The organism is Mucilaginibacter sp. (assembly GCF_964263795.1).
Classification (GTDB): domain Bacteria; phylum Bacteroidota; class Bacteroidia; order Sphingobacteriales; family Sphingobacteriaceae; genus Mucilaginibacter.
On sequence record NZ_CAXVWK010000058.1, the window covers coordinates 18800 to 30772 of the forward strand.

The 11973-nt window shown below is 45.3% G+C and carries 13 protein-coding genes; 8 read left to right on the forward strand and 5 right to left on the reverse strand.

Translation table 11 applies throughout. The features are described 5' to 3' along the window. The first annotated feature begins 152 nt into the window (after positions 1-152). The 5 genes from ACE5CV_RS10850 to ACE5CV_RS10870 all read left to right on the forward strand — a co-directional run bounded on the left by ACE5CV_RS10850 (position 153) and on the right by ACE5CV_RS10870 (position 4971). Complete coding sequence (locus tag ACE5CV_RS10850; RefSeq protein ID WP_374950192.1) at positions 153-734, forward strand: thermonuclease family protein; 582 nt, start codon at positions 153-155, stop codon at positions 732-734. A gap of 60 nt (positions 735-794) precedes the next feature. After that, positions 795-3227, forward strand: a complete 2433-nt coding sequence (locus ACE5CV_RS10855; protein ID WP_374950193.1) for a penicillin acylase family protein — start codon at positions 795-797, stop codon at positions 3225-3227. A 1-nt stretch (position 3228) separates the two neighbouring features. Then, entirely contained in the window at positions 3229-3564 is a 336-nt protein-coding gene (locus tag ACE5CV_RS10860; RefSeq protein ID WP_374950194.1) for a hypothetical protein, read from the forward strand. Between the two features lie 230 nt (positions 3565-3794). Then, positions 3795-4298: an RNA polymerase sigma factor gene (locus ACE5CV_RS10865; RefSeq protein WP_374950195.1), complete on the forward strand. Its 504-nt coding sequence runs from the start codon at positions 3795-3797 to the stop codon at positions 4296-4298. Between the two features lie 91 nt (positions 4299-4389). Further along, the gene (locus tag ACE5CV_RS10870; RefSeq protein WP_374950196.1) at positions 4390-4971 is read left to right on the forward strand and encodes a hypothetical protein; all 582 of its coding nucleotides are present in this window, start codon (positions 4390-4392) and stop codon (positions 4969-4971) included. A 645-nt stretch (positions 4972-5616) separates the two neighbouring features. On the opposite strand, the gene ACE5CV_RS10875 is transcribed toward ACE5CV_RS10870, so the two are convergent. After that, positions 5617-6291 carry a lipid-binding SYLF domain-containing protein gene (locus ACE5CV_RS10875; protein ID WP_374950197.1) on the reverse strand — a complete coding sequence of 225 codons (675 nt, stop codon included), beginning with the start codon at positions 6289-6291 and terminating at the stop codon, positions 5617-5619. 56 nt (positions 6292-6347) lie between these two features. Beyond that, positions 6348-6830 carry a DUF1203 domain-containing protein gene (locus tag ACE5CV_RS10880; protein ID WP_374950198.1) on the reverse strand — a complete coding sequence of 161 codons (483 nt, stop codon included), beginning with the start codon at positions 6828-6830 and terminating at the stop codon, positions 6348-6350. Between the two features lie 109 nt (positions 6831-6939). On the opposite strand from ACE5CV_RS10880, the gene ACE5CV_RS10885 reads away from it, so the two are divergent. Together ACE5CV_RS10885 and ACE5CV_RS10890 are read left to right on the forward strand one after the other, a co-directional pair. Next, positions 6940-7926, forward strand: coding sequence for an acyl transferase (locus tag ACE5CV_RS10885; RefSeq protein WP_374950199.1), 987 nt, complete (start codon positions 6940-6942; stop codon positions 7924-7926). 57 nt (positions 7927-7983) lie between these two features. Next, positions 7984-8661 carry a PH domain-containing protein gene (locus ACE5CV_RS10890; RefSeq protein WP_374950200.1) on the forward strand — a complete coding sequence of 226 codons (678 nt, stop codon included), beginning with the start codon at positions 7984-7986 and terminating at the stop codon, positions 8659-8661. A 97-nt stretch (positions 8662-8758) separates the two neighbouring features. On the opposite strand, the gene ACE5CV_RS10895 is transcribed toward ACE5CV_RS10890, so the two are convergent. From ACE5CV_RS10895 to tyrS, 3 genes are read right to left on the reverse strand one after another with little or no spacing between them, the layout of a single operon-like run. Further along, positions 8759-9220: an RES family NAD+ phosphorylase gene (locus ACE5CV_RS10895; protein ID WP_374950201.1), complete on the reverse strand. Its 462-nt coding sequence runs from the start codon at positions 9218-9220 to the stop codon at positions 8759-8761. Beyond that, positions 9220-9711 (reverse strand): antitoxin Xre-like helix-turn-helix domain-containing protein, encoded by a 492-nt coding sequence (locus tag ACE5CV_RS10900; RefSeq protein ID WP_374950202.1) that lies wholly within the window; start codon positions 9709-9711, stop codon positions 9220-9222. The genes ACE5CV_RS10895 and ACE5CV_RS10900 overlap by 1 nt, the downstream gene beginning before the upstream one ends. A 37-nt stretch (positions 9712-9748) precedes the next feature. After that, positions 9749-11032 (reverse strand): tyrosine--tRNA ligase, encoded by a 1284-nt coding sequence (tyrS, locus tag ACE5CV_RS10905; protein ID WP_374950203.1) that lies wholly within the window; start codon positions 11030-11032, stop codon positions 9749-9751. Between the two features lie 180 nt (positions 11033-11212). Here tyrS and ACE5CV_RS10910 point away from each other — a divergent pair, with 180 nt between their 5' ends. Then, a complete protein-coding gene (locus ACE5CV_RS10910) occupies positions 11213-11890 on the forward strand; it encodes a hypothetical protein (protein WP_374950204.1) in 678 nt (225 codons plus the stop codon). Positions 11891-11973 lie beyond the last annotated feature (83 nt).

Consider the following 11973-nt stretch of genomic DNA (forward strand, 5'->3'; position numbering starts at 1 on the left):
TTGCCCGTTAATAAACATAGCAGGAGGGCCCACGCCGTGAGGTTTTTGTTTGGCTACTATTTCGAAAAAAAAAGCGCTTACGTTTAAACACGCACTAACTCGGTAATGCCAGAAATAATTTAAGATGATTAACGCGTTTTGTATCATTGCAAATGCTCAAAAGGTCGTTTCTCTTTTTACTTTTCATCATTGTCCTAACCATTGGCTGTAATAAGAATGAAACCCTTTACAAGGTTGTAAAGGTTAAAGATGGTGATACAATAGAACTGCTCTCGCCCGATAATCAAAATATCACCGTACGGCTGGCCGAAGTAGACGCACCCGAAAAGAGCCAGGCTTTTGGGCAGGCTGCAAAACAATTTACAGCTAACCTCTGCTTCGGTAAGATGGTGAAGCTGATAGGCAACACTAAAGACCGTTATGGCCGTACCGTTGCACAGATTGAACTGCAGGACGGTACTAACGTAAACTACGAAATTGTAAAACAGGGATTTGCCTGGCAGTACCTGGCATACTCGCATAATATGGAACTTGCGGGGCTGGAGCAACATGCCCGCGAAAATAAACTGGGACTTTGGCAGGATGTTAATCCAACACCGCCCTGGAATTTCCGCCGGGACGAAAAGGCTTCGCGGGTATCAAAAAAAGTTGATAAGCCCGAAAGGAAGTATCCGAAATATCGCAAAAAAAGGCGAAAAAATACCAGGATACGCCCGTATTTTAACCGACTGTAAATTGCCACGGGGCAAACTTATCCCGATTATTATTTATCTTGCCTGTAATATCTTTTTGGAATGAAATTTATCAAAGCACTCATTTCTTTAGCAATAACCGGTGCGCTGATGTGGGCGCTGCAAACCAAATTTGGCGACGTACCGCCACTGGGCAATTTCCTGAACCCGGCTACCGGTTTTTGGCAAAATGCAGAAAGCAAAAATGTAACCGTTTCAAAAACATTAAAGCTGAAAGGCCTGCAAGCGCCCGTAACCATTCAGTACGACGAAAACCGCATCCCGCACATTTTTGCTCAAAATGATCATGATCTGTATTACGCGCAGGGATATGTTACTGCCAGCGAGCGGCTTTGGCAAATGGATATCCAAACCCGCAGTGCATCCGGACGTTTGGCAGAGGTTGTTGGGGCCAAGGCCATGGGTGTAGATCGGTATCATCGCCGCATGGGAATGGTTTACGGTGCGGAAAATACGCTGCGCGGGATCATGAAAGATCCGGTAATGAGCAAGGTGATCACCGCTTACAGCGATGGTGTGAACGCTTATATTAAAAGCCTCACACCGGCAGGTTATCCAATTGAATTTAAACTGCTTAACTATACACCAGAAGAGTGGAAACCCATCAATTCGGCTTATTTGCTTAAGCTGATGTCCGAAACGCTGGCGGGAGGCTCAAACGAACTGGCCATGACCAATGTGCTTAACAAATTTGGCGCGAAGGTTACCAACGAGCTTTTCCCTGACCGCGAAATGCACGAAGACCCGATCATCCCCGCGGGGACCAAATGGGATTTTAAACCGTTACCCATTCCGCAGCCGCCAGCAGGTTTTAAAGCGCAGCTGATGGCCGGCATGAAGGTAAAGGACAGGGTAGAAGGTATCGGCAGTAATAACTGGGCAATTAGCGGCAGCAAAACGGCGACGGGTTACCCGATATTAGCTAACGACCCGCACCTCGACCTTACCTTTCCATCCATTTGGTACCAGGTGCAACTGGCCGGGCCGGGTGTGAATGTTTATGGCGTAAGCCTGCCGGGTGCACCATGCATTGTTATCGGCTACAACCAAAAAATTAGCTGGGGGGTAACCAACGTAGATGCCGATATACTGGATTGGTACCAGGTGAAATTTAAAGATGTTGCTAAAAACGAATATTGGTACAATAATCAATGGAATAAGGTGACCAAACGCATTGAGGTGATCAGGGTGCTTGGCCAGCCGGATATTACGGACACCGTACTTTACACCGTACATGGCCCCGTAGTTTATGATAATGCTAACCTGGCAAAAGGCGGGCGCGCAAATGTGCCGGTAGGCAATGCCCTGCGTTGGGTGGCGCATGATGAATCGGACGAGTTTAAAACCTTTTACCTGCTTAACCGCGGTAAAAACTATGCCGACTACCGAGAGGCGCTAAAATACTTTTCGGCACCGGCGCAAAACTTTGTTTTTGCCTCTGCAGATAACAATATCGCTATTACACCCAACGGCAAGCTGCCGTTAAAATATAAAGACCAGGGCAAATTTATTATGGATAGCAGTAACCCTGCTAACAACTGGCAGGGCTTTATCCCGAACGAACAAAACCCAACCGTTAAGAACCCGCCGCGTGGGTTTGTAAGTTCGGCCAACCAATCATCTACAGATGCCACTTACCCTTATTACATTAATTGGCAGTTTGCCCTTTATGAGCGAGGCAAGCGCATAAACGACCGGCTGGGAGCCATGAACAACGCTACTGTTGATAGCATGCGCAACCTGCAGACTGATACCTACAGCATCCGGGCACAGGATATATTGCCTACCATGCTAAAGTATATCGACCCGGAGCAGTTGGATGATGGGCAGTTAGCCGCCTTAAAGGAACTTAAAAAGTGGAATAGAAACCTGGCTGCGAATTCTGTGGCTGCCGCGATTTTCAACAACTGGTGGCAACGGTTTTACCGGTTAACGTGGAACGACAGTTTTGGCGGAGATAAAACATTGCTGGCCACACCATCTGCCGATAAAACGGAAGAACTGCTGCTTAAAAACCCCAACTCGGTTTGGTTTGATGATAAGCGCACCCCCTTCAAAGAAACCGCCGGCGACCTGCTGAGCCGCACATTTAACGCCACCATATCCGATATGAGCGCCAAATATGGTAAAATGGGTACGGGCTGGCAATGGGGCAAAGTGAAAAAGTTTGAAGTAAGGCACCTGGCCAACCTGCCGGGTTTCGGTTCTGGTAATTTTGAATCGGGCGGCAATGGATCCACCGTTAACGCCATTATTGATGGGCACGGCCCATCATGGAGGATGGTGGTACAGTTAGGTAAACAAACCAAAGGCTATGGCATTTTACCCGGCGGCCAGTCGGGCAACCCGGGCAGCTTTTTTTATGATGACATGCTGCCAACATGGAAAGCCGGACAACTGAAAGAGCTGCTGTTCCTGCAATCGGCCACAGATAAGTCGGCGCGTGTTAAAACAACCCTAACCTTAAGCAAATAGTATGTTATTCCCTGTAGTGTTGTTACTGGCATTTATAAGTGGTTACCTGTTGCCATGGTGGGCGGCCTGCATCCTTACGTTTGGCGCGGCCATCATCTTCGGTAAATCATCATGGGACAGCTTCTGGTGCGGCTTTGGTGGCATTGCCCTGGCCTGGGTAGCGCTGGCCCTGCTAAAAAGTTATCCTAACGAGCATATCCTGGCCACCCGTGTGGCGCACCTTTTTAAATTGCCCAGCTGGGGCCTGCTGCTGGCCGTAATGGCCCTTGTGGGTGGCCTGGCCGGCGGATTCTCCGCATTATCAGGCGTGTTGGTTAAACGAGCTTTTAAAAAGTAGTGTGGTTATTGTGGTAATGATTGTCATAGTAAGCTTGTCAAACCACTGGCAAAGCGAACGGTCTTCGAAATGAACAGTCACGGTGAGCCTGTCGAACCATTAACAATGCGAACGGTCTTCGACAAGCTCAGACTGACAGAACAAATCGCAACTCACATCATCAAAAATATTTAATATTGTTTGTGATTATTTACCCGCTGCTGCGAATAATGGTGTAAATAACCAAACCGATGACGGCGCAGGCAGATAAAGACCAGTTTTTACACCTTATTCAGCATAACAAAAAGCTGATCTTTAAAGTATGCAACACCTATTGCACCGACCCTGAAGACCGTAAAGATCTGGTGCAGGAGGTGATCATCCAGTTGTGGCGCTCTTTCCCTAAATACAACGAGCAATATAAGCTATCCACCTGGATGTACCGCATCGCGCTGAACACAGCCATCTCTTTTTACCGGTCAGATAACAGAAGGCGCAGCAATACCACCACCTTAAGCGACAGCCTGATTGAAATTCCTAACGATGATACCTCCTTTGAGCTGAACGAAAAGATCAGCCTGTTATACCAGTTCATTGGCAGGATGAATAAGCTGGATAAGGCGCTGATGATACTGTACCTGGATAATAACAGCTACAAAGATATGGCCGAGGTAATGGGCATCAGCGAAACTAACGTTGCCACCAAAATAAGCCGGCTTAAACAACATTTAAAACAACAATTTATAAAGCTATAATATGGAACTGCAAGACTTACAAAATATATGGGCCGAGTACGACAGAAAACTGGACCGCAACTTACAATTAAACATGCAACTCTTAAAAACTATGAAACTAGACAAAGTAAAAGGCAAACTGAACAAAGTAATGATGTTCAAGCTGATAGAAATGACTATTTTTTGCTGCGGAATATTTTACCTCGTAAATTTTGCCGATACCAACTGGCAGGTAACGCAACTGAGCGTTGCAGCCATTAGCACCATAGCCCTGTTGACACTTTTTGTGGCGTACGACATCAAACAACTCATAATCATTACCCAGTTGCAGCGCGGCTATAACAGTGGCATAGCACCACTGCAAAAAAAGATAGAGCAGCTAAAATTAACGATTGTTACTTATGTAAAGTTTACTTTATTAATGCTCCCTCTTTACCCTGTACTGCTGCTACTGGCCGGTAAAATATTCTTTAACATCGATTTTTTAGAAGCCAAACGCCAAGCCTATTTTATAACCAACGCCGGTTTAGGGGCGGTATTTTTAATTATGGCAGTTTGGTTTTTCAGGCAATTGAGCAGTAAGAACATTAACAACCCAACCGCCAAGATCCTTTTGGCAGGGTCGGGGTGGTACCAGGCAAACTCTGCCTATAAATTTTTAAAAGAAATTGAAAATTTTGAGAATGAAGCGTGAGGTTGATAAGCCAACGCTACAATCATTAACCCAGGCGGAAGCGAAAACAGGATAATTTAAACAACCTGTCATGGTGAGCTTGTCGAACCACTAACAAAGCGGACGGTCTTCGGAATGAACTGTCATGGTGAGCTTGTCGAACCATAGCAAAGCAGACGGTCTTCGACAAGCTCAGACTGACAGAACACAACCATTATTAGAGAATTGTCATGGTGAGCCTGTCGAACCACTAGCAAAGCGGACGGTCTTCGACAAGCTCAGACTGACAGAACACAACCATTATAGAGAATTGTCATGGTGAGCCTGTCGAACCACTAACAAAGCGGACGAGTCTTCGAAATGATCTGTCATGGTGATCCTGTCGAACCACTAGCAAAGCGAAAGGTCTTCGACAAGATCAAACTGACAGATAAAACGAAATAAGCGATACTTTTTTACTCCTACACATCACACCAAAATCAACTAAATTCCTAGTTTTTATGTTAACCCACTGTTTTTATAATTAATTTATTATCAGCATTTTAAGCTGTTTTTAAGCAAAATAGTGTAAACCTTTGTTAACCTTTATTCGTTTTTTTAATCAAATATCCAGCAAAAAAAAAGCCCCGTCCGGTAACCGGCGGGGCGCTTATAAAGCGTAGTTTATTACAATGCGCTTAGGGTTTTCTTTAATTCGGAAACGGCGGGCGATGTGTTTTTTGAGGCTTCGAAGATCTGGCCCGAGCTCAGACCATCGCCGTAAAACGCTGCATTGGCAGTTTTGTTAATTGCCAGGTTTGAGCCGTTGATGGTGATGCCGGCAAACAATCCTTTACTGCGCGAGTAGGAATAAATTTCGGCCTCCAGCGTATGATCGGTACTTGCAGTAGAGCTGCGGCCAACCGGCCCTGCCGCTGCAGAAATATCACCACCAATGGTAAAGTCGCCGTTTTTAACCTTTGTAAGTACACCTTTGTGTTTAAATACCAAAACCAGATCGACAGACTGAACGCCTATCTGCAGGCCGAAGCTGCCTCCGGTAAGGGTAATGAACACCGGGTCGCTCCATTTGCCGTTGGCCAGCTTAACCATAGCTATACCCTGGCCGCGTTTGCCACCAACAATAAAGCCGCCGTTTAGCATCTTCGGTATAATCACAATGCCCTGGTAATCTTCCAGCAACTGGTGCGGGATACTTTCAGACATTTTGCTAAAATCCTTTAGCACTTCGGTAGCTTTTTGAATGCGCTCGGTGCTTTTATCGTCGGCCACCTTTGCCGATGACAGCAAAAAGAACGCGCTTATTAATAGTGGTAATGTTAAACGTTGTAAATTTTTCATGGGGTATGTTATATGATGTAAACCCATTTAACTCCGTTTCGTTGTTTTTGTTGTGTTTAGGTAAGGCGCTCGATCTTGCAGATGTAACAACAGGCTTCGGCATTGCGGGCATGGAGGTAGGCAATTCGTTGATCGTTCGCAAAGATCCGGGCGATAAGTTCGTCTACATCGTCGTTACCAACCAATTGCGTAAATATCATCATCTGCTCATCATCGTACCCGATCAACGACAATGGAAAGCCGACTTTATCGGTCTCAATTTCGGGCGGAAAACGGTAAATGTCACTATATTCTTCCACGTCGGAGCTATTTACAAATATCGGTCCTGGTTGATCAAAGGCATTACCTATTGCAAACGGGGAATGTTTTAAAAGTAGACGACTATCAACACCAATGTTAAACGGCCTGAGAGTTAAGCGGCAGGGCCCTTTTCCTGTAGCAATGTGTTCCGTAATAGTGTTACCAAAATCGTCGGCCATTGCAGCTTTTAAGGAGTTTACGTAAGCTTTGCTCAGGGGTATAATCTTAAAGTTCTTCATCGTTATTTTTTTTCAAAATTGGCGACATTGAGGTGATGGTAAAACCCGTTTCTTGCTAAATAGTAAAGTGGTTTTAAAATGCCGTTGCAGGGCTTATCTTTGCGGAGATATGCTAAAGCCGGATCAGCAACAAATCTTTTCTCTTGATAGTGATGCGTCGTTTGAGCAAACGGCTCTGGATGTGTTCCGCTACCAGGCAGTTAATAACCAGGTGTATAGCGAATTTATCTCCGGCTTGCGTATCGATCCGCATATTATTAGGTCCACAGATCAGATCCCATTTTTACCGGTCGAGCTGTTTAAATCGCGCCGGGTAGTAACCGGCGATGGGGCCGATGGGGTGGTGTTTACCAGTTCCGGCACTACGGAGATGGTTACCAGCAGCCACTATGTTACCGATGTAAGCTGGTATGAGCAAAGCTTCCGACGGGCATTTGCCCTGTTTTATGGCGACATAAGAGATTATACGGTATTGGCATTGCTGCCATCATACCTGGAACGCGAAGGGTCATCACTCATTTACATGGCGCAGGACCTTATTGCCATGTCAGAAAATCCTTCGAGCGGTTTTTTTCTTTATAACAACCAGGAACTTTATGCCGTGTTGCAGCAGCAGAAGGCCGCAGCCAGGCCAACTTTATTATTAGGGGTAACCTTTGCATTATTGGACTTTGTGGACAGTTATCATGTTGATTTCCCGGAACTGATTATTATGGAAACGGGCGGGATGAAGGGCCGCCGCAAGGAGATGATCCGCGAAGAACTGCATTATACGTTGTGCCAGGGTTTTGGCGTTCCGGCAATACACTCCGAATACGGGATGACGGAGTTGCTCTCGCAAGCTTACTCAAAAGGCGGAGGTGTTTTTAACTGCCCGCCCTGGATGAAGATCATTACCCGCGATACCAACGACCCTCTTACCATAGTAGACCAGGGCAAAACCGGCGGGGTCAATATCATCGACCTGGCCAATATCAATTCCTGCGCGTTTATAGCCACACAAGATTTGGGGAGGGTTTACGCTGATGGGTCGTTCGAGATCATAGGCCGCTTCGATAATTCTGACATCCGCGGCTGTAATTTGCTCATCGCTTAATTTGACTTACAACCCACGGATTTTGTTATTTTTGCACCAAATCAGAAACGTAATATCATGATAGATAAATTTTTGCGCGACGAACAAGACCCTAAAGCCGTTGAAAAGGTTTACAGCCGTTTGGTTGACCTGCTCACCACCGGCGAGGAAATTTTATATATAGCTGTACAAAAAAAACCGATAGTAAACCTTTTCCCGGATTGTATCGCACTGACCAATAAACGCATTTTATTTTTTACCCCGGCCAACCTGGGGCTTTCTATAAAATTTGTTGATTTTGTTTGGAAGGATATTGTAGATGTGTTTACTAAAGAAGAGATCATCGGCGCGGTGTTTAGCGCCAAAACTACCAACGGTGCCGAGATGGGTGTTGATTACCTGCCTAAAGTACAGGCCCGTAAGCTATATCAATACGCACAGGAGCGTAAAGAGGCCGAGCGCGAAGCGCGCCGCCTGCGAGAGCTGGAAGAAAAACGTGCGGAATCGGGTTCATTAAATATCGATCATGCAGCGCCGGTTGCTTATCAGCCGCCCGCGCCAATTGTTCAGCCGCCTGCGCCAGTTGTTCAGCAGTCGCCCTTTTCAGCGCCTGTAACTCCGCCAGCGCCTGTCGAGGAGCCTAAGAAAGACGAGTTGACCGAAAAGTTAAAACGCTTAAAAACCCTCTTCGAGAGTGGGTTGATCTCGCAGGAAGAATACAATCAAAAGAAACTGGAGCTACTCAGCGACTTTTAACCGATACTTAAACCCGCCGAAAGCGGGTTTATTTTTTTCGGACAGATCTTAAAGAAATGCTTATTACTTATAGGTATAGAAAATTGATCTGTATACATCAACTCAGTTGAAGTAACCGGTTGTCAAAGTTAAACGGTTGTGTGGTCAGAATTTTAACCTTACTACTGTCGGGATGCTGCGGGTTAAGAATGAAATTGAACTCTTCGGGCACCACAGATGAAGGGACTTTCATTAGCAGGTATTTACTGTCACGTAGAAACTGATTGCCGATCTGTTTTAACTCGGCCGGGGGTAATACGTCCTTCCAGTTGGCAGGCAGCGTTTTTAAATCAATGTTGAGTATGCTCTCGGCGGGGACTTCAATCTCGGCAATACAAAAGTTTTCCGGCACAAAAAGGGGCTGCAAGTGCACTAAAACTTCGAGTACCGCTAACGCCCGCGATGATGCCATATAGGCCGCGGCAATGCCTTTGCTGTTCCACCGGGCACCATAAAGGCGGGCTCCCATACCGTCAAGGCTTTTAATGTAGTTACAACTGGCAATCCGGTACAGTACCATTAAACAAAAATACCGTGCTCTATGCGGCCAAGTTCATTAAAAACCATATCAAACCCTGCCGATGTATCCAGGTAACTAACAGGAGCCTCGCCATTGAATACCAGGCTTGGCGTTTTGATCCAAAGCTTAAATTTATCTATCGAACCAAATACTTCCTCACCGCGGGTATACAACCGGGCCAGCTCAACAGCTTTTTCGGCATACTCGGTTTTGATGATAGCATCATCCTCATAACGCTGCAAGGTACGCTCGCTGATGTGAAGGATACCGGCTAACTCCTGAATGTTTAACGAGATTTTTTTAGCTAATGCCAGTAACGATTTTTTTGGGAAACCCTGCCGCGCAAGCGTGATAATATCCAGATCTGAAGACTGCACAGATTTTGTGCCGCCTAACAAATTATAAAAAGGGGTTGATGATGCCTGTGTAATATACATTGCCATAGGTTCATTAACCTGATTTTTTACCGTATGTTTTATTTTGTATGACATTTATACAAATATATGTACCAAATGTCGGTTTAACAAATCATTTAACAACAATTAAAAAATAATTCTTTTTGCCTTTTTGCGCTACCAGGTATTTATTGTTGATGAGGTTGCCCGTGCCTAGAACATCATCTGCTGTGTTAACCTTTTCGCGGTTGATGGAAACGCCACCGCCCTGGATCATCTTTTTTGCTTCGCCCTTCGACGGAAAAATCGAAGTTTTGCCAGCAAGCAGATCGGCCGCACTAATGCCATAGGCCAAATCATCTTTAGTTATCGTAAAATTAGGTACACCGCTAAATAACCCAATAACCTCATCATCATTTAATTCATTTAAAAACTCAATGCCGGTACCGCCGAACAAAAAGTCAGTTGATTTGATGGCCTTTTCGTATCCGGCCTCGCCATGTACGCGGATGGAAATATCTTTGGCCAGCGCCTTTTGCAGTATGCGGGTGTGGGGCGCAGCATCGTGCTCAACTTCCATTGCCTCTATAACTTCCCTGTCCAGTAAGGTGAATATGCGGATGTAGGCTTTAGCATCAACATCGGTAGTATTTAACCAAAACTGGTAGAATTGGTAAGGCGAGGTGCGGGCAGCATCCAGCCAAACAGCGCCACTTTCGGTTTTTCCGAATTTGGTGCCATCGGCTTTTTTTATCAATTGCGTAGTTAAAGCAAATGCCTCGCCCTGGTCTTTCCGTCGGATAAGCTCGGTACCCGTAACAATGTTACCCCATTGATCGCTGCCACCCATCTGCAGTACGCAGCTATGGTTTTTCCATAGGTAGTAAAAATCGTAACCCTGTACTAGTTGGTAAGTAAATTCAGTGAACGACATGCCGGTATCGCCCTCCAGGCGTTTTTTAACCGAATCCTTAGCCATCATATAATTAACGGTAAGGTGCTTGCCTACATCGCGGATAAAATCCAAAAACGTGAAGTTTTTAAACCAGTCGTAATTGTTTACCATCTGTGCGCTGTTGGCACCGGTATTAAAGTCAAGGAATTTTTCGAGCTGTTTTTGTACCGATTGCAGGTTGTGGGTCAACACATCCTCGCTCAATAAATTACGCTCGGCCGATTTGCCCGACGGGTCGCCAACCATACCGGTGGCGCCGCCTACTAACGCATAAGGTTTGTGGCCCGCCTGCTGAAAGTGGATCAGTGTCATAATCTGGGTAAGGTGGCCCACGTGCAGCGAATCTGCAGTTGGATCAAACCCGATATAACCCGATGCCATACCTTTATTCAAAAGCTCTTCGGTGCCGGGCATAATATCATGCAGCATGCCCCTCCAGCGTAATTCTTCAACAAAATTCATGGATAATATATCTGTTACAAAAACGGCAAATATAACAGAATTATCTGTTGGGCGCTAACCGCAACAATTGCAGGCTGTAAACCGTAAAATGGTCATGGCTATCTAATATCTGAGCCGGCGTTACCCTGATAGCGCCAATTTTTGTAATTTGTTCCCAACAGGTCATCAGCCCATAGCCTTATGAATTTTCTATCACATTTTTATTTCGACCGGGATACTACCAACTGTTACTTTACGCTCGGTACCGTGCTGCCCGATCTTTTAAAAAATGCCGATAAATCTATCATCCTGCATCCCGAAAAACTGGTGCATTCAAATGCCGATGTCAACGCTATTATACAAGGATGGAATAAGCATTTGCTGGTTGATAAATATTTCCATTCTTCAGATTTCTTTCTGATACATTCACATCAATTAAAAAAGGAGCTTACAGCAGCCATTACCGGCTCGCCGGTTAAGCCGTTTTTTCTGGGGCATATATCGATAGAACTGATTTTGGATAATTTGCTTATCACAACCAATAAGATCAGCGTTGCCGGTTTTTATGAGCACCTGGATAGCTGCGATCATGTAGTGATCCACGAGTTTCTGGATTTTGCAGGGATGAAAAACCCAAATGTGTTTTTTAGGTTTTATGACGAGTTTAAACGCAGTCGCTACCTTAATACCTATGTCAATCTTAATCAGATCACTTATGCGCTAAAGCGCATTTGCATGCGGGTGTGGCAAAACCCCTTCACCCCGCAGCATGAACAGCAAATGACCGCCATTTTGCTTAACTACAGGTTGGGTTTGTTAGGCAACTTTATGCAGATCTATAACGAGATAGGTGATAAGCTTTCTCAATTACCTGATTAAAGTAAGTTTATCCATTAGCTATTGGAATGGAAATCCAATAACAAAGCGCAGAGTCGTACTGAAATAGGTGTAAAGGATCACTA